19 protein-coding genes are annotated in these 21531 nt (G+C 59.4%); 10 read left to right on the forward strand and 9 right to left on the reverse strand.

Features of this window, described 5'->3' with window-relative positions; translation table 11 throughout:
* Positions 1–14 precede the first annotated feature (14 nt).
* Positions 15–2375, reverse strand: a complete 2361-nt coding sequence (locus ACI514_RS24290) for a TonB-dependent receptor (protein WP_405122529.1) — start codon at positions 2373–2375, stop codon at positions 15–17.
* 165 nt (positions 2376–2540) lie between these two features.
* Between ACI514_RS24290 and ACI514_RS24295 the strand changes: the two genes are divergently transcribed.
* Together ACI514_RS24295 and ACI514_RS24300 are read left to right on the forward strand one after the other, a co-directional pair.
* Entirely contained in the window at positions 2541–3485 is a 945-nt protein-coding gene (locus ACI514_RS24295) for a LysR family transcriptional regulator (RefSeq protein ID WP_405122530.1), read from the forward strand.
* A 190-nt stretch (positions 3486–3675) separates the two neighbouring features.
* Positions 3676–5292, forward strand: a complete 1617-nt coding sequence (locus ACI514_RS24300) for an alkaline phosphatase family protein (RefSeq protein ID WP_405122531.1) — start codon at positions 3676–3678, stop codon at positions 5290–5292.
* Positions 5293–5490: 198 nt separating this feature from the next.
* Here ACI514_RS24300 and ACI514_RS24305 read toward each other — a convergent pair whose 3' ends face one another.
* A complete protein-coding gene (locus tag ACI514_RS24305; RefSeq protein ID WP_095122264.1) occupies positions 5491–6399 on the reverse strand; it encodes a TauD/TfdA family dioxygenase in 909 nt (302 codons plus the stop codon).
* Positions 6400–6580: 181 nt separating this feature from the next.
* Here ACI514_RS24305 and ACI514_RS24310 point away from each other — a divergent pair, with 181 nt between their 5' ends.
* Positions 6581–7501 carry a LysR family transcriptional regulator gene (locus ACI514_RS24310; protein ID WP_093440454.1) on the forward strand — a complete coding sequence of 307 codons (921 nt, stop codon included), beginning with the start codon at positions 6581–6583 and terminating at the stop codon, positions 7499–7501.
* A 94-nt stretch (positions 7502–7595) separates the two neighbouring features.
* Here ACI514_RS24310 and ACI514_RS24315 read toward each other — a convergent pair whose 3' ends face one another.
* Positions 7596–8609 carry an ABC transporter substrate-binding protein gene (locus ACI514_RS24315; protein ID WP_405122532.1) on the reverse strand — a complete coding sequence of 338 codons (1014 nt, stop codon included), beginning with the start codon at positions 8607–8609 and terminating at the stop codon, positions 7596–7598.
* A 396-nt stretch (positions 8610–9005) separates the two neighbouring features.
* On the opposite strand from ACI514_RS24315, the gene ACI514_RS24320 reads away from it, so the two are divergent.
* The 3 genes from ACI514_RS24320 to ACI514_RS24330 are packed head-to-tail and all read left to right on the forward strand — an operon-like array spanning position 9006 to position 13041.
* The gene (locus tag ACI514_RS24320) at positions 9006–10604 is read left to right on the forward strand and encodes an ABC transporter permease (RefSeq protein WP_160054688.1); all 1599 of its coding nucleotides are present in this window, start codon (positions 9006–9008) and stop codon (positions 10602–10604) included.
* On the forward strand, positions 10601–11416 hold the full coding sequence (locus ACI514_RS24325; protein ID WP_150750241.1) for an ABC transporter ATP-binding protein: 816 nt from the start codon (positions 10601–10603) through the stop codon (positions 11414–11416). The genes ACI514_RS24320 and ACI514_RS24325 overlap by 4 nt, the downstream gene beginning before the upstream one ends.
* Positions 11417–11430: 14 nt before the next feature.
* Positions 11431–13041 carry an arylsulfatase gene (locus ACI514_RS24330; protein WP_405122533.1) on the forward strand — a complete coding sequence of 537 codons (1611 nt, stop codon included), beginning with the start codon at positions 11431–11433 and terminating at the stop codon, positions 13039–13041.
* Positions 13042–13240: 199 nt separating this feature from the next.
* Here ACI514_RS24330 and ACI514_RS24335 read toward each other — a convergent pair whose 3' ends face one another.
* Entirely contained in the window at positions 13241–14311 is a 1071-nt protein-coding gene (locus tag ACI514_RS24335; protein ID WP_405122534.1) for a fatty acid desaturase, read from the reverse strand.
* A 100-nt stretch (positions 14312–14411) separates the two neighbouring features.
* Between ACI514_RS24335 and ACI514_RS24340 the strand changes: the two genes are divergently transcribed.
* Positions 14412–15416: an AraC family transcriptional regulator ligand-binding domain-containing protein gene (locus ACI514_RS24340; protein ID WP_405122535.1), complete on the forward strand. Its 1005-nt coding sequence runs from the start codon at positions 14412–14414 to the stop codon at positions 15414–15416.
* Between the two features lie 3 nt (positions 15417–15419).
* Here ACI514_RS24340 and ACI514_RS24345 read toward each other — a convergent pair whose 3' ends face one another.
* The 4 genes from ACI514_RS24345 to ACI514_RS24360 form a co-directional block, all read right to left on the reverse strand.
* The gene (locus tag ACI514_RS24345; RefSeq protein WP_160054678.1) at positions 15420–16643 is read right to left on the reverse strand and encodes a type II toxin-antitoxin system HipA family toxin; all 1224 of its coding nucleotides are present in this window, start codon (positions 16641–16643) and stop codon (positions 15420–15422) included.
* The gene (locus ACI514_RS24350; protein WP_160054676.1) at positions 16636–16884 is read right to left on the reverse strand and encodes a helix-turn-helix domain-containing protein; all 249 of its coding nucleotides are present in this window, start codon (positions 16882–16884) and stop codon (positions 16636–16638) included. Before ACI514_RS24350 ends, ACI514_RS24345 begins: the two co-directional genes overlap by 8 nt.
* Positions 16885–16994: 110 nt before the next feature.
* Positions 16995–18383: a heavy metal sensor histidine kinase gene (locus ACI514_RS24355; RefSeq protein ID WP_405122536.1), complete on the reverse strand. Its 1389-nt coding sequence runs from the start codon at positions 18381–18383 to the stop codon at positions 16995–16997.
* Positions 18373–19053: a heavy metal response regulator transcription factor gene (locus ACI514_RS24360; RefSeq protein ID WP_016987597.1), complete on the reverse strand. Its 681-nt coding sequence runs from the start codon at positions 19051–19053 to the stop codon at positions 18373–18375. Before ACI514_RS24360 ends, ACI514_RS24355 begins: the two co-directional genes overlap by 11 nt.
* Positions 19054–19188: 135 nt before the next feature.
* Between ACI514_RS24360 and ACI514_RS24365 the strand changes: the two genes are divergently transcribed.
* Positions 19189–19674 carry a heme-binding protein gene (locus tag ACI514_RS24365; RefSeq protein WP_160054672.1) on the forward strand — a complete coding sequence of 162 codons (486 nt, stop codon included), beginning with the start codon at positions 19189–19191 and terminating at the stop codon, positions 19672–19674.
* 12 nt (positions 19675–19686) lie between these two features.
* The gene (uraH, locus tag ACI514_RS24370; RefSeq protein WP_405122537.1) at positions 19687–20097 is read left to right on the forward strand and encodes a hydroxyisourate hydrolase; all 411 of its coding nucleotides are present in this window, start codon (positions 19687–19689) and stop codon (positions 20095–20097) included.
* 127 nt (positions 20098–20224) lie between these two features.
* Here uraH and ACI514_RS24375 read toward each other — a convergent pair whose 3' ends face one another.
* Entirely contained in the window at positions 20225–20902 is a 678-nt protein-coding gene (locus ACI514_RS24375) for a Crp/Fnr family transcriptional regulator (protein WP_405122538.1), read from the reverse strand.
* 84 nt (positions 20903–20986) lie between these two features.
* Between ACI514_RS24375 and ACI514_RS24380 the strand changes: the two genes are divergently transcribed.
* The gene (locus ACI514_RS24380; RefSeq protein ID WP_405122539.1) at positions 20987–21511 is read left to right on the forward strand and encodes a DUF962 domain-containing protein; all 525 of its coding nucleotides are present in this window, start codon (positions 20987–20989) and stop codon (positions 21509–21511) included.
* Positions 21512–21531 lie beyond the last annotated feature (20 nt).

The following is a 21531-nucleotide window of genomic DNA, read 5'->3' on the forward strand; positions in this document are numbered from 1 at the left end:
CCTTGAGTGACGAATCAGAAGTCGTAGCGACCGGTGACGCCCAGCGTGCGCGGTGTACCGAGCAGGCCTTCATAGCCGCCGTTGCCGCCCGTCCACAGGGTCGTGTAGTAGGTTTTGTCGAAAGCGTTTTTCAGCCACAGCGACACGTCCCACTGGCCCTGATTGAAGTCGCCACGCAGGCCGGTGGAGAAGTTGACCACCGCATAACTCGGGATCTGGCCGTAGTCGGAATCCTCGACCGTACCGACGGCTTTCGAACGGAATGCGTAGCTCGCGGTGACGTAAGGTTCGAAGCCGTTATCCAGATTCCATTTGTATTCACCGTTGGCGTTGCCGATCCATTTCGAGGCGCCGACCACTTGATGGCCGCTGAGGTCGCAAGACGCTGGAGCGCCCGGCGCCTGGCTGACTTCCGGCGGGCACGGGGCATCTTTGTACGAGAGATAGCTGACGTCGTTGTAGGAGCCGTTGATGTTCAGGGTCAGACCGCGCAACGGGATCACCGTACTTTCGAACTCGACGCCGCGCGAACGCACGGAACCGGCGTTGGTCAGGTACTGCACGCGATTTTCCGCGTCGTAGGCGTTGGTCTGGTAAGCGTTGACCTGGGTCCAGAACACGTTGGCATTGAGTTGCAGACGGTGATCCCACAGCGTGCTCTTAAAGCCGAGTTCGGCGTTGTTCGCGCGTTCGGTGCCGATCAGTAGCGAATCGGCGCCGGCCACCGGAGCGGAACCGACCGCGAGGTTAACCCCGCCGGATTTCTCGCCGTGGGACAACGTGGCGTAGCCCAGAACATCATCGGTGATGCGATAGCTGAGATTGAGCAGCCCGGAGGGACTGGAGCTGTACTGATTCAAGTCGCCGGAATCGTAAGCGCCGGTACGACCACGCCGTGCGGTGGCCGCCGCGCCTGTTACAGCAGCGCCACCAATCGGCGCATCCCTCGTGACCCAAGCGGATTTTTCTTCATAAGTGCCACGCACCCCGGCGGTGAAATCCAGTCGCTCGCTGAGGTGCCAGGTGCCTTGGGCGAACAGCGCAAAGCTGTCGGTCTTGATATGGCCGTTACCAACACTGGTGACGTTGGCCAGCGCACCGCGCGCGGTGCCGTTCCAGATATCGGCTTGTGGGCCGTAATAAGCGAAGGATTTATTGTCCAGATCCGAACCGAAGTAGTAGGCGCCGACCACGTAATCGAAGAACTCACCCTTGGGCGAGGCCAGGCGAAATTCCTGCGAATACTGTTTGTCTTCCACCGACACCCCGGCGTTGTAACTCGCCGGCACGTTGAGGCCGTCGTCGTTGCGCGGGGTGAAATTCCAGAAGCGATAGGAACTGATCGAGGTCAGCGTGAAATCGCTCGGCAGCGTCCAGTTGGCCTCCACCGAGGTGCCGCCCTGATGCACGGTGACATGTTGGTCGTTGTCCAGATTGACCTTGCGGTGCGAACCGTTAACCAGGGTTGCGCCGGCCGCGTTGGCGCGCGATTGGTACAGGTTGACGCCGTTGATGGTCGGCCCGGTGTTGTACAGCACACGGGTGCCGGCGCTGGAGTCCTCTTCGTTGTAGTCGCCGATCCAGCGCAGGTTGAAATCTTCGTTGGGCTTGAACAGCAGTTGCGCGCGGAAGCCCTCGCGCGAGCCGCCGTTGAGATCATGGCCGTCGTATTCGTTTTTGATGTCACCGTCGCTGCGAGTGCGGTACGCCGAAAATCGTCCGGCCAGTTGATCGTTGAGCGGGCCGGAAATAGTGCCCTTGGTCTGGAAATAACCGTCCTCGCCGACCGAGGTTTCGATACTGCGCTCAGGGGTGAAGGTTGGCGCGCGGGTGCTGATGTTGATCACCCCGGCGGTGGTGTTTTTGCCGAACAGCGTGCCCTGCGGCCCACGCAAGACTTCGAGCTGTTCGATGTCCATCAAATCAAACACCGCCATCCCCGGACGACCCAGGTAGACGTTGTCGATGTACAGACCAACGCTGCCTTCAAGACCATCGCTCGCAGGGTTGTTGCCAAGGCCGCGGATCGACACGCTGGACTGGCGTGCGTGCATGTAGGCGACGTTGACGCTGGGCACCAATTGCTGCAAATCCTGAATCCGGTAGACCCGCTGCGTCTCCAGATTCTGCCCGCTGACCACGCTCATCGGCGTTGGTACATTTTGCGAACTTTCTTCGCGGCGGCGGGTGGTGACAGTCACGGTTTCCAGTTGCGAACTGTTGGCGGCAGGCTTGCCGGCCGGCACTGGCGCCGGGGTGTCTGCTTCAGCGGCGTAGCCGTGAGTCCAGCTCGCGCTCCCTGCCAGCAACAGGGCCAGAGGCAGGCGTTTGAGCCGTCGTGGCGTTAGGGGTGACGCAAGGTTCAACGGACTCATGGCACGGCTCCTGGTCAAAAAACACACAGACATCTTTAGCACTGCATATTCTTTTAAGTTATTTATTTATGTATTTACAGATATTTACTGCATAAGAGATTGCCTTTATAAGGAGTCGACCTAATGCATATCCAATGCATTTCCCGGATATTTTTTATGTGAAAAATGCATATCGACTTGCGCCAACTTCGTCACTTCATCGCCCTGGCTGAACAACGCAGCTTCGTCGCCGGCGCGCAGGCGGTGAACCTGTCGCAGTCGGCGTTCAGCCGCAGCATTCAGGCGCTGGAACACAGCGTTGGCTGTCAGTTGGTTGATCGCGGACGCAAGGAATTACCGCCGACCAAACAGGGCCAGGTGCTGCTCGAACATGCGCGGCGACTGGTCAGTGGCGCGCAGCAGATGGCCAACGAGATCAGCCAGTTCAACGGGCTGGAGGCGGGGGAATTGCGCTTCGGTTGTGGGCCAGCGCCGGCAGCGGGTTTGATTCCTCGGGCGATTGGCAGCTTCATCGGACGCTACCCGAAAGCGCGGGTGCAGTTTCAGGTCGATGACTGGCAGCGCCTGAGCAAGCGACTGATGAGCGAGGAATTCGAATTCTTTGTCGCTGACACACGCTACTTCGAGGCGGATCCGGATTATCTGACGCACCGGTTACGGCCGCGTAAATGGCATTTCTGTTGCCGCGCAGGGCATCCGCTGGCGGCTTTCGATAAGGTCAGCGCAGAGCAATTGATGAGCTATCCGCTGGCGGTGAGTATTCGGCCGCCAAACTTGCGCAAGGTCATCGTTGATCTTAGTGGGCGGCCGGATTTCACCCCGAATGTCGAATGTGAAAACAGCTCGAGTCTGCTCAGTGTGGTGCTGCGCTCGGATGCGATCGGGATTGTCGGGGCGTATTCGGATGCGCTGCACCAGGCCAAGGGTGAATTGGTGTGTTTGCGGATTGAAGGGTTGGCCGATGATCTTGAGGAGCTGTATACGCGTTATGGGATTGTCAGCCGGGCGGGGTATCGGTTATCGCCGTTGGCCGAGGCGATGATTGAGCAGATCAAGGCGATTGATGCGGTGGATGAGGAAGTCTGTTCGCTGGACGGACTCGCTGTCTGATCTACCGTTATCGCGAGCAGGCTCACTCCTACATTTGAAATGCGCTCACCTGTAGGAGTGAGCCTGCTCGCGATGGCGTCAGTGCAGGCACCGATGCACTGCCTGCATAAAACCCATTCCCCAAATGCACTTGCCGAACACCCTCACGCCTAGCGAAATACCTCGCCTGTCCCATTGACCGGTGAACCCCATGCCCACCCCGCCAAACCCCGTGCGCAACGTGCTGTACATCATGTGCGATCAACTGCGCCGCGATTACCTGTCCTGCTACGGCCACCCGCACCTGCACACACCCAACATCGATCGACTCGCTGCGGCCGGTGTGCGTTTCAGCCGCGCCTACACCCAAGGCACGATCTGCGGGCCGTCGCGGATGTCGGCCTACACCGGACGCTATGTCAGCAGCCATCAAGTGGCGTGGAACGCCGTGCCGTTGCCGCTGGAAGAACTGACTATCGGCGACTACCTGCGCCCCCACGGCATCCGTACCGCCTTGGTCGGCAAGACCCACGCGACGGCGAATATCGATGCCTTGCAACGCCTGGCGATCAATCCCGATAGCGAACAAGCCGAAATCCTCAACGAAGTCGGCTTTGAACCCTACATGCGCCACGACGGCATCTATCCCGACGATCCGCTGTTCGACGACAAGCGCGAATCCGCACCCTATAACCATTACCTGCGTGAACACGGCTTCGACGGCAAAAACCCCTGGCACGACTGGGCCAACGCCGCCGAAGGCGAGAACGGTGAAATCCTCAGCGGCTGGCAAATGCGTCATGCGAATTTGCCAGCACGAATTCCCGAGCAACACTCAGAGACTGTCTACACTACAAATCGAGCCATCGACTTCATCACCGAGCAAGGCGAGAAATCGTGGTGTTTACACCTTTCCTATATCAAACCGCACTGGCCCTACATCGTACCAGCGCCGTACCACGCCTTGTACAGTACGAAATCGATTCTCGAAGCGGTCCGCGCGACGCCCTCCGAAGCCAGCAAACACCCCGTATACACTGCCTTTCGCCAGCATGAGGAAAGCCTCAACTTCTCCCGCGATTCAGTACGACTGACTGTAATCCCTACGTACATGGGTCTGATCAAGCAGGTGGATGATCAACTCGGACGGCTGTTCGATTTTTTACAAAGCAACGGTCGCTGGGATGACACATTGATCGTGTTCACCAGCGATCACGGCGACTTTCTGGGCGATCACTGGCTCGGTGAGAAGGAGTTTTTGCTGGAGCAGGCGGTGGGGGTGCCGTTGATCGTGCGCGATCCTCGGGCGGCGGCGGATGTCACGCGCGGAACGGTGGATGATCGACTGGCGGAAACCATCGACGCGCTACCGACGTTTCTTCAAGCGCTGGGATTGCCGGGGGCAGAGCATCGGCTTGAAGGGCATTCGTTGATCCCGCTACTGCACGGTGAAAACCCGGACTGGCGCCGCTATGCGATCAGTGAATACGACTACGCCTTCCAGGCGCCGGCGCGGGAGCGTTTGGGCCAGCCGATTGATCGTTGCCGCATGACCATGGTGCGTAGCGAGCGCTGGAAATACCTGGCGTACGACGGTTTTCGACCGCAGTTGTTTGATCTGCTCAATGATCCGCAGGAGTTGCGCGACCTGGGGGATGACCCGGCGTATGCGGCGGTGCGCGAGGAGCATGCGGGGTATTTGTTTGAATGGATGCGGGGCTTGAAGCGGCGCACGACGATCAGTCATCAGGAGATTGATTGGCGCGGGCAGCGGTTTCGTTATGGTGAGCCGGAAGCCGAGAAGGTTGTTCAGATTGGGGTTTGGTAGCTTTAAGAGCCCCTCACCCTAACCCTCTCCCAGAGGGAGAGGGGACTGAATGGGGGATATTTCAGAGGTACACCAACCTGATCGTGCTTCACCGAATCCATAATCGATAAAGATCTTTCAGGCCTATGCATAACGGGAGACAACTCGGTCGGCTCCCTCTCCCTCTGGGAGAGGGCTGGGGTGAGGGGATGTTGATCTTCAGTCACGACCTTTGATGGTCTGACTACGCTGCCCATTCGCGCCCACAGGCACTTCCCCCTTGAGCGTCACCCGACGCACCACCCGATCCTGAGTCCCGTAATCATCAATCGCATAGTGCTGCGTCGAGCGGTTATCCCAGATCGCCACATCACCGGCCTGCCAGCGCCAGCGCACGGTGTTTTCCTGACGAATCACATGGCTCTGCAACAGCCCGAACAAATGCGCCGAATCCGCCTGCGAATAACCCTTGATGCGTTTGACGAAATGCCCCAGCAGCAAGCTCTTCTCGCCGCTGATGGGGTGTACGCGCACCACCGGGTGCTCGGTCTCGTAAACGGTGGAGGTGAAGACCTTGCGATAGCGCTCCAGCTTCTCCGCGGAGACGTCCGGCTTGGCGCTGGCATAGTCGTATTCGTTGCTGTGCACGGCGACCAGTTTATCGGCCAGCTCACGCAGCTCGGTCGGCAAGCCGTTGTACGCGGTGGCGGTGTTGGCCCACAGGGTATCGCCACCGAATGCCGGAGCTACCACCGAACGCAGGATCGACGCTTTCGGGTAGGCGTCAACGAAGGTCACGTCGGTGTGCCAGGAGTTGGCGCGCTGGCCTTCAGCGCCGTCCAGTTCGAGCAGATAACGCGTGCCTTCACGCGACGGCACGGTCGGGTGAGCGACAGGCTCGCCGAGCAAATGAGCAAAGGCTTCCTGACGCTGATCGTCGAGCTGAGTCTGCTCACGGAAGAATACGACTTTGTACTGAACCAGTGCCTGTTGAATCGCTTCAATCGTGGCGGTGTCCAGCTCACCGGACAAATGCACACCACGAATCTCGGCGCCGATACGACCGGCCACCGGATGAATTTCCAGCGCATGGACAGCGGGTTTTACGGCGAGTGCGGCATTGCTCATGGGTAGACCCTCATCGACTGCTTACGGTTGAACGGCAGCGAAACAACGCTCTATCTATATTCCATTTACATCTAATAGATATTCACATGCTTCGTTGACGGAATAAGAGCTTGCATTTAAAACCTCTAATAACCCTCGTCGCAAATGCCTTCGAGCTATTTTTAGGATGCCGGAAAAGCATATGGATCTTCGCCAGTTGCGTTACTTCATCGCCCTCAACGAACACCGCAGTTTTGTCCGTGCGGCGGACGCGATGGGCATCACTCAACCGGCGTTCAGCCGCAGCATTCAGGGGCTTGAGCAAGAGTTCGGCTGCGTGCTGGTGGATCGCGGCAACAAGGATTTGCGCCCCACGCCCGAAGGCCAGGTGGTGCTGCAACACGCCCTGAGCCTGGTGCAAGGCGCCGCGCTGCTCAGCGCCGAAGTGACGCAGATGACCAAGCTCGATGCCGGCGAAGTGCACTTCGGTTGCGGCCCGGCGCCGGCGGTGAAACTGGTCCCGGACGCGGTGGCGCAATTCATCAATGCGCACCCGAAAGTGCGCACCTGTTTTCAGGTGGATAACTGGGAAAAGCTCAGCCGCGCGCTGAGCCGTGAAGAGATCGAATTCTTCATCGCCGACATCCGTCATTTCGAGTCCGATCCGAACTTCCAGACCCAGGCACTGACACCCAAACGCGGGGTGTTTTTCTGCCGGCCGGGGCATCCGTTGCTGGCCAAGGAAAGCCTGTCGACCAACGACATGTTCGACTACCCGTTGGCGACCACGCTGATCCCGCCGGGCATTCGCAAATTGTTGGCGAACCTCAGCGGCCGCATCGATTTTTCCCCGACCATCGAGACCGAGCACTTTCCGGCGCTGGTGAAAGTGGTGCTGCAATCGAATGCGATTGGCGTGGGCACGGAAGAGGCGTTTGTCGAGGACATTGCCAAGGGGTCGCTGGTGTTGCTGCACTGGCGCAATCTGCCGCAGAACCTGGAGAGCATGAATGCGCGTTGCGGGATTGTCAGTCGCACTGGGTTTCGTTTGTCGCCGGCGGCGCGGGCGATGATTGAGACGTTGGTGGCGGTGGATCGGCAGGAGATCAGCGTCGCCGTTTAGGACGCTATCGCGAGCAGGCTCACTCCTACAGGGGAACGCATTCCAAATGTAGGAGTGAGCCTGCTCGCGATGGCGCCGGATCAGGCGCTAGGATTCAGAGCTTGGCCGCTGCCAGCTCAGGCGCCACCCAGTCATTGACCTTGAACGGCTTGCGAATCAGCTTCTGCTGCGCCGCCAGATCAACTTTGTCCTGCAAGCTGCCGAGGAACACCGGATCCAGTGTCGACGGGAACACTTCGCTCAATTTCTGATCCTGCAGATCCTGCGTCAGAATCACCGGCGGATAACTCGCCAATCCTGAGACCAATTGCACGTAAGCAGCCTTGTTGCTGTCCTGCGTCAACCACTCAACAGCTTGCTGTTGGGCTTTGAGCAGCTTGGCCACGACCTCCGGGTGCGCGTCGACAAACTTGCCCGTGCCGACCAATACCGACTGCACGCTGCCTGCGCCACCGAGATCCTTGGTGTTCAGCGGCAACTCGGCCAGCCCTTTGGCCTGCAATGCGGTCAACCCGGAACTGCCCCAGGACGCATCGATCTGCTTGGCTGCCAACGCCGCGACCGCTGCGTTGAAGTCCAGATTGATGACCTTCAGATCCTTCTCACTCAAACCCTGACTGGCCAGCGCCGCATCAAACGACAACTGCGTCGCGGTACCGCGGAAAATCGCCACACGCTTGCCTTTGAGATCCTGGAGCGTCTTGATCCCCGACCCCGGCACCACGCCCAGATACTGCTTCACCCCACGGGCACTGGCGCTGAGCAACCGCGTATCGAGGCCATTGGACTTGCCGATGATTGCCGCCAGATCGCCCAGATACGCCAGATCAACCTGACCATTGGCAAATGCCTCGTTGATCACCGGCCCCGCACCTTTGAAGAAACTCCACTGAATCTTGATGCCCTGATCAGCGAAGGCCTTTTCGAAGATCTGCTGATCGCGCAGCACATCAACCACGCCACCGCCGCTGTGCTGGGTGCCGGCACTCAGGTCAGGCACGGCGATTCTGATTTCCTTGAGTTCGTCGGCATGCGCGGTGAACGCCAACAGGCCCGCCAGAGCAGGAACGGCAAACAGACTGAAAACACGTTTGAAGGGAAAGTTCATGGGTGCAGCTCCTTGATCACGACGGGCGTTGAGGAGTCGAAAGTAGGCCGAATTAACACCTTCGCTTAAATACTATAAACGCACATTTTTATAGCTTTTAACGCTAAGCAAGCAATAACGGGGCTTGCAGCGGCGTATGCATTAACAGCATCGAAAATATTCTTCGAATGCATTGGATGCGTGTGGGCTGGAAGCCTTAAATGGCGCTGCTTATCTCTAAAAATAACTTATTAAAAATTATTTATAACCATTTGATCTTAGTTAATACCGCTAGAGATCGCAGCCTTCGGCAGCTCCTACAGGGGTCAATTCAAGGACGCATTCCCCCGTAGGAGCTGCCGAAGGCTGCGATCTTTTGATCTTGATCTTGAGCCAACCCGACAACGGAGGTCATCCATGGCCCGCCCATCCTTGCTCAGTCTCCCACTGCCCGCGCCGCCGCTGAAAAGCCGCCGTACCTGGCCAAGCCTGAACCAACGCCTGTTGCCGTGGCTGTTGCCCCTCAGCCTGTTCGCCCTGTGGTGGCTGGCCGCCCGCAACGAATGGATGAGCGAACAGATCCTGCCTGCGCCGTCACTGGTGTGGAACAGCGCTGTCGAGTTATCGCAGGGCGAGTTATGGGGCCACTTGTGGATCAGTCTGCAGCGTTTGTTCTGGGGACTGCTCGCGGGGGTTTCTGCGGGTGCATTGCTCGGCGCAGCACTGGGATTCAGTCGTCGCCTTGAACGCTTGATCTTCCCGACCTTCGCCGGACTTTCACAAATACCGACGCTGGCGTGGATTCCCTTGTTCATGGTGTTTTTCGGCATCGGCGAAGTGCTGAAACTGGTGGTGCTGATCAAAGCCATCGTGGTTCCGGTAACCCTGCACACACTGGTCGGCGTAAGAGATGCACAACCAAAACTGCGCGAAGCTGCCGCTGTTTTACGCTTGCCGCCACACCTGCTGATCCGTCGCCTGGTGCTGCCCGCCACCCTCCCCGCGTTCATGGCTGGCGTACGTCTGGCGCTGGCCGCCGGATGGACTTCGTTGCTGGCCGTCGAACTGCTCGCCTCCAGCGAAGGCATCGGTTATCTGATGGTCTGGGCGCGGCAGCTATTCATGCTCGACATCGTGTTCGTGTGCATCGTGGTCATCGGTTTGATCGGTGTGGCGATGGATCGCGGCATCGGTCTGCTGGACAAAAAACTGGTGCACTGGCCGCATCCGGCCACCGCTGAAATTCGCCGCGGCCCGCGCTATGAAGGCTGGCAGCGTCTGCAGCCATGGCTGCTGCCGCTGAGCTTGCTGGCGTTGTGGCAACTGGCGAACGAACTGCAGTGGGTCGACGCCAACATTCTGGTCAGCCCGCTGGCCGTTTTAAGCACGGCATGGGATGGTCTGCTCGACGGCACGTTGATCAGCGGTATGGCCCTCAGTCTTGGTCGTACACTCGGTGGTCTGCTGCTTGGCGGCGGCCTCGGATTTGCCTTGGGCCTGCTGCTGGGTTTGTCGAACATCAGTGAACGCCTGCTCGGCCCGACCCTCGCCGCCCTACGCCAGATCGCCATCTTCGCCTGGGTGCCGCTGCTCACCGCGTGGTTCGGTCTCGGCGAACTGGCCAAGTGGGTGTTCGTCGCCCTCGCCGCCTTCTTTCCGCTGTTTATCGCCACGCAGCGCAGCGTCGCCAACCTCTCGCCACAACTCAACGAAGCCGCCCGAGTGTTGCGTCTGAGGCTCGGCCAACGCCTGCGTCGGCTGGTGCTGCCGGGCGCCGCGCCGGGGATTTTCGCCGGTCTGCGCCTGAGCCTGATCTACGCCTGGCTCGGCACCATCGGTGCTGAATATTTCATGCCGTCCAACGGCGGCATCGGCAGCCAGATGATCGGCGCCCAACAGTTGCTACGCATGGACTTGATCATGGCCGGCATGCTTTTCGTCGGCCTCACCGGCGCCCTGCTCAACCTCATTGGCCAACGCCTGGAAATTCGCGCGACCCGCTGGAGACACGCATGAACGCACCGATTGTCAGCTTCAAACATGTAGGCAAATCCTTCGACGTCGACGGCTTCGAACTGGAGGCGATTCGCGAATTCAACCTAGACATTGCCGAGGGCGAGTTTGTCGCGATTGTCGGTTCCAGCGGCTGCGGTAAATCGACGTTACTACGGTTATTGGTGGGCCTTGATACGCAGTTTCGCGGGCAGATCACCGTGGACGGCAAAGCCGTCAGCGGCATCGGCGGCGAGCGCGGCATCGTCTTTCAGGAGCACCGTTTGTTTCCGTGGTTGACCGTTGCTGACAACATCGGTCTGGGCCTGGTCAACGAGCCGCTGAGCGCGGCGCAGAAGCAACAGCGGATCAACGACTTCATCGAGCTGGTCGGCCTGCGCGACTTCACCCGCGCCTATCCGCATCAGCTTTCCGGCGGCATGGCCCAGCGTGTGGCGATTGCTCGCGGCCTGGTTGCCAGCCCAAGAATTCTGCTGCTCGACGAGCCCTTCGGCGCGCTCGATGCACTCACCCGTCAGCAGATGCAGGACGAGCTGTTGGCGATCCGCGACCGCGCAAAAATCACCACGATTCTCGTCACCCATGACGTCGAAGAAGCGATCTTCCTCGCCGATCGCGTGGTGGTGATGGAGCCGCGCCCGGGGCGGATCAAGCAAGTGGTCGACATCGCCCTGCCGCACCCGCGCCAGCGCAGCAGTTTCGACTTCCATCAGTTGCGTGAAGAACTGCTGCACGAACTGACCAGTGACGACCATTACCAACCGAGCGTACCGGTGCAGATCCGCGATCTGCCGCTGACGTTCATTGCCTGCTGAACAGGAGTTTTGCGATGCCGCAACGTCCCAATTTTCTGGTGATTCTGGCCGACGATCTCGGCTTCTCCGACATCGGCGCGTTCGGCGGCGAAATCGCCACGCCGCACCTCGATGCCTTGGCCAACAACGGTCTGCGTCTGACTGATTTTCATACCGCGCCAACCTGCTCGCCAACCCGCTCGATGTTGCTCACCGGCACCGATCACCACATCGCCGGCATTGGCACCATGGCCGAAACGCTGACCCCGGATCTGATCGGCAAACCGGGTTACGAGGGCTATCTCAATGACCGCGTCGTCGCCCTGCCCGAGCTGCTGCGCGAGGCCGGTTATCAAACCTTGATGAGCGGCAAATGGCACTTGGGTTTGAAGGCTGAACTGGCGCCGCACGCACGAGGTTTCGAGCGCTCGTTTTCGCTGCTGCCGGGCGCGGCCAACCACTATGGTTTCGAGCCGACCTACGATGAGCAAACGCCCGGCCTGCTGAAATCCACGCCGGCGCTGTACATCGAGGACGACACGTTTCTCGACGAACTGCCGAAGGACTTCTATTCCTCCGATGCATTCGGCGACAAATTGCTGCAGTACCTCAAGGAACGTGACCAGACCCGGCCGTTCTTCGCCTACTTGCCGTTCTCCGCGCCGCACTGGCCGTTGCAGGCGCCCGCCGAGATCGTCGAGAAATACCGTGGCCGCTATGACGCTGGCCCCGAAGTGCTGCGTCTGGAGCGTCTGGAAAAACTCAAAGCCCTCGGTCTGATTGAACCGGACGTAGAGCCGCACCCGCTGATTCAGTTAACCCAGCAGTGGAACGCGTTGAGCGAGGAACAAAAACAGATTTCCGCGCGGGCCATGGAAGTCTACGCGGCGATGGTCGAGCGCATGGACTGGAACATTGGCCGGGTCATCGACTATCTGCGCCAGCAGGGGCAGCTCGACAACACGTTCATCCTGTTCATGTCCGACAACGGTGCCGAAGGCGCGCTGCTGGAAGCGTTCCCGAAATTCGGCCCGGAACTGGTGACCTATCTCAGCCAGCACTACGACAACAGCCTCGACAACATTGGCCGCGCCAATTCCTATGTCTGGTACGGGCCGAATTGGGCGCAAGTGGCGACCGCGCCGTCGCGGCTGTTCAAGGCTTTTACCACCGAGGGCGGGATTCGCGTGCCGGCGCTGTTGCACTATCCGCAATTGGCGATCAAAGGGCAGATCAGCCATGGTTTCGGCACGGTGATGGACATCACACCGACCATTCTCGATCTGGCTGGCGTGCGTCATCCGGGCAAGCTCTGGCACGGCAAACCGGTGGCGCCGTTGCGCGGCAAATCGTGGCTGGGGTTCTTGTCGGGCGAAACTGCACAGGTGCACGACGAGCACACGGTGACAGGGTGGGAGTTGTTCGGGCGTCGGGCGATTCGCCAGGGGTCGTGGAAAGCGGTGTGGATTCCTGGGCCGGTCGGGCCGGCGACCTGGCAGCTGTATGATTTGAGTAGTGATCCGGGGGAAATTCATGATCTGGCGGTGAGTCGGCCGGAGAAGCTCAGCGCGTTGATCGGGCATTGGCAGCAGTATGTCGAGGAGACTGGGGTGATTTTGAGTGAGTCGCCATTTCAGCCGGATTAAGGGCGAGATCAAAAGCCCCTCACCCCAGCCCTCTCCCAGAGGGAGAGGGGGCCGACCGAGGTGTCTTTCGCTATACATCGACCTGAAAAATCGGGTCGATTATGGATTCAATGAGGAACATTCAGGTCGGCGTACTTCCCCAATATCCCCCAATCGGTCCCCTCTCCCTCCGGGAGAGGGCTAGGGTGAGGGCAGCTCGTCAGGCCTCCACCGCCTCCCCAGACACCGCGATTTCATCCCGACGAACAAACCGGTTCGCTCGCCCAAACGTGCCAAAATCATTAAACCGCACGCCCATCTCACGCATCACCCTATGCGCCACCGGCACCGTCATTTGGCGAATATAAAACGGTTCCTTCACGACAAAATGATGAATACCGTGACTGCTGCCAAAGTTGAAGCAAAACGCCTGCAACGGCCACAGCCACCAAGGGTTGAGCACCTGACACTGCTGCAGCACATTGCCCAGCTCGACATCGCCGTAGTAATGCATGTTCGAACTGATGAAGTGCAGGCAAAAGGTGCGCAACACGTTCGGGCCGATGATCACCACGGCGGCAATATCGATCAACTGCATCACCGACAACGTCGTCGCTGACCATTCGATCGGTGAGCCCAGCAGGTATGCGATGCCGTTGGCAGCGTGAAAACCGAGAAACACGTACCACGCGCCCCAATGCACCAGCGCCAGCGGTGCATAGACTTTGAAAACCCGTTTCAGAATGCTCCACTTGTGCGCCCAGGTCGGCGCCCGCAGCATGCGGATGAACGCCGACATCACGTTGTCACCGACCATCAACAGGCGCGCAAAACCCCACGGCTCGCCGTTGGTGATCGCGCGTTCTTCCATGTCGGTTTCAGTGCCGGAGACCTTGTGGTGATTGAGGTGCAGATGCCGACGGATCCACGGGTTGATCGTGCTCGGCCGCGCCAGCCACACCAGGCCCATCATCAGGTTGTGCGGCACGCGCTGCTTGCGGAAATACATGCTGTGGATCAGGTCGTGTTCCAGCTCATGGGTCAACGAAGCAAAAAACGCGTTGAGCAACAAGCACACCCACCACGCCATATGGCCGGTGATGTACAGCGCCGCCGAGCCGATCATCCCGATCAGGGCAAAGGCCAGAATCCCCGCCCCAAGCGCATCCTGATGCTGGAGAATCGGGTAGCGCTCGCGCAGTTCGACGCCTTTGGCCAGCACCACTTGGCGAATATGCGCTGATCGCTGGGCCGCATTGTGTCGCTGGGGACTTGCAGAAGTACCGTCCATGCTTCCATCCTCGGGTTTATGATGTTCGCATCGTGCCTCGCCAGAGCTTCAATCGCGGTAGCCGAGAACGCCAACCTGTTGACCGGAAGCGCCAATCAGCATGAAGGAACCGACCTCCCTCGCCAGCTGGACCCGTGCCTTGCGCAAACAACTCGATGCGCTGGGGCTGGACAGCATAGCCTTGTGCCAGCAGGCCGGGCTCGACCCGAATTTGATGGACGACCCCAACGCGCGCTATCCATTGTCCGGCACCACACGCCTTTGGGAAATTGCCGTGCAGGTCAGTGGCGATCCGGCGATTGGTCTGCGCGTGTCGCGCTTCGTCAGCCCGACCACGTTCCATGCCCTCGGTTATGCGCTGGTCGCCAGCGGCAGTTTGCGCGAGGTGTTCGAGCGCATCGTGCGCTATCACCCGGTGGTCAGCGATGCGCTGGAACTGGAGCTGAGTCGTGGCGACGACTGCTATCAATTTCGTCTGAAAATTCCGTCAGGCAACCCGGCACCCGCCTTCGAAGCCATCGATGCGTTTACCGCGATCTACGTGCGCACCTGCCGCAATCGTCTTGGTCGCGATTACGCGCCGCTAGCGGTTTATCTGCGCCGCCCGGAACCGAGCGATGCGCTTCAATGGCACAAAGTCTTCCGCGCTCCGGTGCATTTTGGTTGTGCGGAGGATCGCCTGGAGTTCGCCCTTGCCGACTTTGACAGCCACCTCGACGACGCCAACCCGGAACTCGCCGAACACAACGAAGCCGTGCTCAAACGCACCATGGCCCAGCTCAAACCGCTGACCTGGGAGCGCAAGGTGCGCGATGCCATTGAAGAACAACTGCCGGAAGGTGAGCCGAGTGCTGAACGCATTGCCCAAGCCTTGCACCTGAGTTTGCGCAGCCTGCAACGGCATCTGGCGGATGAAGGTTGTCGCTTTGATACGTTGCTCAACGAGAGCCGGGAGAATCTGGCGCTGCTGCACCTGCGCGATCCGCAGTGCTCGTTGAGTGAGGTGAGTTATTTGCTCGGGTTTGCCGACACCAGCAGCTTCAGCCGCGCGTTCAAGCGCTGGACGGGGCTGACGCCGGGGCAGTTTCGTGATGGGTTGCGCTGATTGTCAGCTTTTAATCAGGCTGCGCGCCATACCAGACAACCATTGTTCGATCATCGCAGCACCCATCTCAGCGAACGCTGGATGACCTGCGCTGTACCCGGCCAGTTCGCCCATCGTTACCTGCATGCCATTAGCGACTTGCTGCAGTAATTCATTGCAACGCGCTTCGGTCAGATTGCAGGCAGTTCGACCGAAGCGCACCAGCATTTTGTGCTTTGGCCAAGCCTTCGAACCACCCAACAGCAACGCCATACTGTCGTTCTTTATGTAGACCGAGGTGGTGATAATGTCGTATGCGGGGGCGAGCCTGATTACTGATTCCTCGCCGCAGTTTTCGTAAAGCACGCCAAAATTTTTTAGATGCGCGTCGCCGTTTTTCAGGCCTGCGGACAAAGCCACTATTTTGAAAAATGCTTCCAGCGCCTGATTGAGCAATGCAGGTGAAACAAACGCTTTGATCTGCCGGGCCGCACCTTCGTAAGAGCCGTCGTATTTGGCTTTCGATGACCAACCATTGAGTACGCAGAAGTCCTCGAAACCGAGGTAGCCCGTAGGGCTCAAGTCAAAGCGCTCGATTACCAGAAACTTGCCATGTTCGCTCAGTTCAAACTGCGGAACCTCAAGCCCGCTGTGTTGCGCAGCACGCATGCAAAAGTATTCGTTGGTCGCCAAATGCGGATATTCATCGGCGCGAAAAGCTTTAACCAGGTGAGTGGACCCGCGATGAGTCAGGCGATCAATCGCGGCCGCGCTGTCACGCACCAGCACTTTGGGTTGCACACCGGACACACCGGAATACTGACCATAGGTTTGCAACAGTTCCTCGAACAGGTCTTGTGCACCATCGTGCACCAGCAGATCGGCCAGAGACGTTTCGGGCGGCCGATCCGTCATCGATGCGCTGGCAATGGATAACCGACCGAGCTGATAGGGGCCGACAATAGCCAGCAACGCAAAATCATCGAAGCCGCGAACCGCCTTACTGAAGCGCCGAACCAGCTCATCACGTAGCGCACCTTCCGGCAGATTCATCTCGAAAACCGGATGGATACCATGCTGCCAACCATAACTTTCCAGGCGGGACGGCATTGTCAGCGACACGGCATTTTCAGCACTGGCTTCCTCGCGGTAATTGAAGACGCTGTCGACTCGATCTTGCCCGCGCGCCAACGTCCCTACCGCTTGCCCGCCGACACAGACGTTTAATCGATCCGACGACTCAGTCATGGAAGTTAACCTTTTGCAGCGTATCGAGTGTCGGTCGACGAGACTGACGTGGAACCGCCGTCAGCTCATAGCCAAATCCGTTGAGGATCGCTTCGACTTTACGCACGCCGATTTCCGAAATAGTGTTGTTTTCGATCCCCGAAATCGTCGCGCGGCTCATTCCGTATTGCTGAGCCAGTGCCTGCTGAGTCATTTTGTTCGCCTTGCGCAGGGCTTTGATCAATTCACCAAGCTGTTCCATGTTATTTCCTGCATCAAATACGGTGCAAATTCAGATATTTGCTTAATTTGCATCGCATTTGATGCAGTCAGTGAGCAAGATTAGCCTAATTCCGAGTGAGCAAGTAGTAATCACCTGTTAACACCAAAACCCAGCTCAAAAATGGTGCCATCAGCATCACTGCTCACCCGCACCTGTCCCCCATGCAGTTGCATGATCGACTGGACAATCGCCAACCCCAACCCACCCGAATCCCCCGGCTCTGCCCGTGAAGGATCGACGCGGTAGAAACGGTCGAACAGTTTACCCAGATGCTCGGGTGCAATCGCCGGCCCGTGGTTGTGCACCTGCAACCAGCACCAACCTGACTCGTCGCGGCGGCGCAAGCTGATCACGGTTCCGGAGTCAGCGTGGCGCACGGCATTCGCCAATAAATTCCCGAGCGCCCGTTGCAGCAATTGCTGATCGGCAAGCAGTTCGCCATGCAGTTGATTGTCCAGCCGCAGATCGCGGTCATCGGCCAAGGCTTCAAAGTAATCACACAGTTCGCCGCCAACGCTGTGCAGATCCAGCAATTGCAGATTGAGCGCACGTTCTGCCTGCTCCGCACGAGCGAGGAACATCAGGTTCTCCGCCATGCGTTTGAGTCGCTCGAACTCTTCCATGTTCGAGGCCAGGACTTCCTGATACTCCTCGGTACTGCGCGGATGATTCAGCGCCTGGCCGTTGCTCGCCAACAGCGTGTGCAGCGGCGTACGAATCTCGTGGGCGAGGTCGGCGGAGAACTGCGACAGGCGCTGCACGCTGTCGTCCAGTCGTGCCAGCATGCCGTTGAGTGCCTGTACCGGTTCAAGCAGTTCCGTGGGTGTGCCAGCGGCAGGTAAACGTTGATCGAGGCTGCGCAGATCGATGCCGCGCACGGCTGCGCTCAACTGCCGTAACGGTCGCAAGCCCCGGCGTAGCAACAGCAAGCCTAGGGCAAAGGCGAGCAACGCACCGAGGCCAACCGACAGGTACAAGCGCATGCGATAGCTGCCGAGCATCTGCTCGCGCTCACTCAGCACTTTACCGGCGATGACCGTCAGCGGCTCGCCATTCGGCCCTTGCGCTTCGCCGGACAACAGCGCCAATTCGGCACCGTCCGGTGCTTGCCACGTGAGCACATCGGGGCGCTGCGGCGTTTGCTCGCGGGGGATCGCGTTCAGCGCGGGCAACTCGCGTTGCCGTGGGTTGATAGCGATCACACTGGAGCCATCGGCACGGCGCACCAGTAGCAGGCTGTCGAGATTGCCGAGCATGTTCTGATAGAGCCGCGGCCGTGCCTGCAATGCGCCCAAGCTATCGCTGTCGGCGAGCAAGGCACGCACTTGCTCCAGTCGACCGAGCAACGCGAGGTCATCACGCCAAGCGATTTCCGTGGCCAGCGAGCGGTAGAGAAACACGCCAATCGCGCTCAGCACCAAAGCGCAAACCAATGCGAACGCCAGCGCCAAACGCCAGGCGATCGACCTAGAGCGCATCGTCAGGAGCTTCCAGCTGATAACCGACGCCGCGCACGGTGTGGATCAGTTTCGGCATGTAAGGATCATCGACTTTCGCGCGCAAACGACGCACCGCCACTTCGACCATGTTGGTGTCGCTGTCGAAATTCAGGTTCCACACCTGCGAGGCAATCAGCGTGCGCGACAGCACTTCGCCCTGGCGACTGGCAAGCAGTTGCAGCAGGGCGAATTCTTTGTTGGTCAGGGCGATGCGCTGGCCACCACGGCTGACGCGGCGGCGCAGCACGTCGATTTCCAGATCGGCGATGGTGTACGACTCGGCTTCGCGCATCGGCCCGCGCCGCAGCAAGGTGCGCACGCGCGCGAGCAGTTCGGCGAAGGCGAAGGGTTTGAGCAAGTAATCGTCGGCGCCCAGTTCGAGGCCGCGCACGCGGTCTTCAATGGCGTCCTTGGCGGTGAGGAACAGCACTGGCGTGGCGCCGCGCTGGCGGATCAGTTGCAGCAATTGCCAGCCATTGAGGCCGGGGAGCATCACGTCGAGGATGATCAGGTCGTATTCCTGCTGCTCGATAAAGTAGCGACCATCGAGACCATTGAGTGCCACGTCCACGGCAAAACCCGACTCGCCCAGGCCTTTGGCGAGGAAATTCGCGGTTTTGGCTTCATCTTCTACGACCAGCAAACGCATGGCACACCTCGATTGATAGGCACACAGGCTAGGCGCCTTCGGCAGCGTTGCCCATTACAAACTTGTAATCAGACTGACGAGGTTCTGACGAAGACCGGCGATTAAGGTGACGACCTTCGCTTTTGGAGCCTGTCCATGACCGTCAAATTCCTCGTTGCAAGCCTGATGATCGGCCTCAGTGGCGCGGCTGTCGCCAGCCCTGAACTGCCACGTCACGCCGACCTCGACCTGAAAACTGCACAGCTGCTCGCCGACACGGCAATGGCCAACTGCACCGGCACGGTGTCGGTACTCGATCGCGGCGGCAATCTGTTGGTGACCTTGCGCGGCGACGGTGTCGGCCCGCACAACACTGCTGCCAGCCAGCGCAAGGCTTACACCGCGCTGTCGACCAAAACCGCCACCCGGCTGTTCGCCGAACGCGCTCGCAGCAACCCGGAAACCGCCAACCTCAACACCCTCGACGAGTTGCTGCTGCTCGGCGGCGGGATCCCGCTGTTCCTCGGCACTGAACTGGTGGGCGCGATGGGCGTGGCCGGTTCCGGTGGCGGTGAGCAAGACGAAAACTGTGCGATCAAGGCGGCCGGGAAAACCGGTCTGGCCACTACCCGTTCCCAATAAGGAGATGCATCCATGAGCACTTTGCGCATGACCTTCGCCGCGCTCGGCCTGAGCGCGTTTTCAAGCCTTGCATTCGCCGCCGGTAATCCGTTGAGCGTGCACGTGCTCAATCTGGAAAATGGCCTGCCGTCGCCGGGCATCGACGTGACTCTGGAAAAACACGTTGGCCAGAACTGGCAGCCGTTGGCCCAAGGCACCACCAATGAACAGGGGCGGATCGCCGAGCTGTTCCCGGCCAAACAGCCTTTTGAAGCGGGTGAATACCGCGTAGTGTTCAAGACCGGCGAGTACTTCAAGAAGATCAAGCACGACACCTTCTTCCCGGAGATTCCGGTGATTTTTGAAGTGAAGCAGACCGATCAGCACTACCACATCCCGCTGCTGCTCAGCCCGTACGGTTTTTCGACCTATCGCGGTTCGTAAAACCAGCACAGATCAAAAATGTGGGAGCGAGCCTGCTCGCGAAGGCGTCGGTTCAGTCGAAATCTCAGTTGAATGACCCACCGCTTTCGCGAGCAGGCTCGCTCCCACAGGGGATCTCGGGTGCCCGTTAGATCGTGGCCAGGGCGCGCAATCGCGCGGCGTCGAGGATTTCGATCTCGCCATACCCCAGCCCGATAATCCCCTGTCCCTGCAAATCCTTGAGAATCTGGTTGGTGGTCTGCCGAGACAGCGACAGCATCGACGCCAGCTGTTCCTGCGGCAGTTGCAGCACCCGGCGTGGCGCGTCGAGTTCGCCGTAGCCTTCGGCAATCATCAGCAAGCGATGCGCCAGACGCGCCGGGGCCGGCAGCAGGCTCAGTTGTTCGAGGTTGATGAAGGTCAGGCGCAGTTTGTGGCTCATCAGCAGCGCCAGATGCCGCCAGTACACTGGATTTTCATCAAGCAACTTCAACAGCGTCGCCTGAGGAATGTTGAGCAAGGTGCACGGCCCGACGGCATAGGCGTCATGCGTACGCGGCTGGCCATCGAACAGGCAGATTTCGCCGAACCAGTGCGGCGCCTCGACCAGGCTCAATAAAGCCTCCTTGCCCTGCTCGCTGACAGCACCGATGCGCACCGCGCCGTCGAGCACCGCATACAAGCCGCACGGCGCATCGCCGCGCTGAAACAGGCGCTGACCCGCCGTCAGCCGCCTCTCCCGGGCCGCCGCCAGCAGACTATCCTGAAAGGACGCCGGCAGATGACTGAACCACTGCCCGGTCATCAATCGCGAACGCATTTGCATAAACACTCCTGGATTGTCGCCTGCCTGACAGAGCGAACCCTGATCCCGAGGGATGATGCGATCAACCCTACCGGAGGAACAACAATGAAAAGCCTCGTCGACCATCTCAGTCAATACGCTGCCTACCACCGTGATCCGCGCAACATCGCCAGCCACTTTATCGGCATTCCGCTGATTGTGGTGGCGGTGGCGGTTTTGTTGTCGCGGCCAGAATGGTCGCTGGGCGGGTTGTGGGTATCTCCAGCCGCTGTGTTGGCGCTGGCCTCGGCGTGGTTTTACCTGCGGCTGGAAGTGAAGCTCGGGGTATTGATGACGGTGCTGATGGGCCTGTCGGTCTGGGCCGGGCATGTGCTGGCGCAGCAGAGCACCCTGGTCTGGCTGAGCAGTGGTCTGGCGATGTTTGTGGTCGGCTGGGTGATACAGTTTGTCGGGCATCACTATGAAGGGCGCAAACCGGCGTTTGTCGACGATGTCAGCGGGCTGATTGTCGGGCCGTTGTTTGTGGTGGCCGAGTTGGCGTTCATGCTCGGGATGCGGCATGAATTGAAAGAGCAGATCGAGGCGCGGGCGGGGGTGGTGCGGGTTAATCCGAATCGTGCGGCTGTCTGAATCGCTTTCGCGAGCAAGCT

It is taken from the genome of Pseudomonas sp. M20 (assembly GCF_045037865.1).
GTDB lineage: Bacteria > Pseudomonadota > Gammaproteobacteria > Pseudomonadales > Pseudomonadaceae > Aquipseudomonas.

What these genes read in the sequence shown, in the direction of transcription:
- ACI514_RS24315 (WP_405122532.1), bottom strand. Translation starts at nt 8,609, where the DNA reads ATGAACTTTCCCTTCAAACGTGTTTTCAGTCTGTTTGCCGTTCCTGCT.
- ACI514_RS24340 (WP_405122535.1), top strand. Translation starts at nt 14,412, where the DNA reads ATGAAGGAACCGACCTCCCTCGCCAGCTGGACCCGTGCCTTGCGCAAA.
- ACI514_RS24325 (WP_150750241.1), top strand. Translation starts at nt 10,601, where the DNA reads ATGAACGCACCGATTGTCAGCTTCAAACATGTAGGCAAATCCTTCGAC.
- ACI514_RS24355 (WP_405122536.1), bottom strand. Translation starts at nt 18,383, where the DNA reads ATGCGCTCTAGGTCGATCGCCTGGCGTTTGGCGCTGGCGTTCGCATTG.
- ACI514_RS24295 (WP_405122530.1), top strand. Translation starts at nt 2,541, where the DNA reads ATGCATATCGACTTGCGCCAACTTCGTCACTTCATCGCCCTGGCTGAA.
- ACI514_RS24350 (WP_160054676.1), bottom strand. Translation starts at nt 16,884, where the DNA reads ATGGAACAGCTTGGTGAATTGATCAAAGCCCTGCGCAAGGCGAACAAA.
- ACI514_RS24300 (WP_405122531.1), top strand. Translation starts at nt 3,676, where the DNA reads ATGCCCACCCCGCCAAACCCCGTGCGCAACGTGCTGTACATCATGTGC.
- ACI514_RS24345 (WP_160054678.1), bottom strand. Translation starts at nt 16,643, where the DNA reads ATGACTGAGTCGTCGGATCGATTAAACGTCTGTGTCGGCGGGCAAGCG.
- ACI514_RS24330 (WP_405122533.1), top strand. Translation starts at nt 11,431, where the DNA reads ATGCCGCAACGTCCCAATTTTCTGGTGATTCTGGCCGACGATCTCGGC.
- ACI514_RS24310 (WP_093440454.1), top strand. Translation starts at nt 6,581, where the DNA reads ATGGATCTTCGCCAGTTGCGTTACTTCATCGCCCTCAACGAACACCGC.
- ACI514_RS24335 (WP_405122534.1), bottom strand. Translation starts at nt 14,311, where the DNA reads ATGGACGGTACTTCTGCAAGTCCCCAGCGACACAATGCGGCCCAGCGA.
- ACI514_RS24320 (WP_160054688.1), top strand. Translation starts at nt 9,006, where the DNA reads ATGGCCCGCCCATCCTTGCTCAGTCTCCCACTGCCCGCGCCGCCGCTG.
- ACI514_RS24375 (WP_405122538.1), bottom strand. Translation starts at nt 20,902, where the DNA reads ATGCAAATGCGTTCGCGATTGATGACCGGGCAGTGGTTCAGTCATCTG.
- ACI514_RS24290 (WP_405122529.1), bottom strand. Translation starts at nt 2,375, where the DNA reads ATGAGTCCGTTGAACCTTGCGTCACCCCTAACGCCACGACGGCTCAAA.
- ACI514_RS24360 (WP_016987597.1), bottom strand. Translation starts at nt 19,053, where the DNA reads ATGCGTTTGCTGGTCGTAGAAGATGAAGCCAAAACCGCGAATTTCCTC.
- ACI514_RS24380 (WP_405122539.1), top strand. Translation starts at nt 20,987, where the DNA reads ATGAAAAGCCTCGTCGACCATCTCAGTCAATACGCTGCCTACCACCGT.
- ACI514_RS24305 (WP_095122264.1), bottom strand. Translation starts at nt 6,399, where the DNA reads ATGAGCAATGCCGCACTCGCCGTAAAACCCGCTGTCCATGCGCTGGAA.
- ACI514_RS24365 (WP_160054672.1), top strand. Translation starts at nt 19,189, where the DNA reads ATGACCGTCAAATTCCTCGTTGCAAGCCTGATGATCGGCCTCAGTGGC.
- uraH (WP_405122537.1), top strand. Translation starts at nt 19,687, where the DNA reads ATGAGCACTTTGCGCATGACCTTCGCCGCGCTCGGCCTGAGCGCGTTT.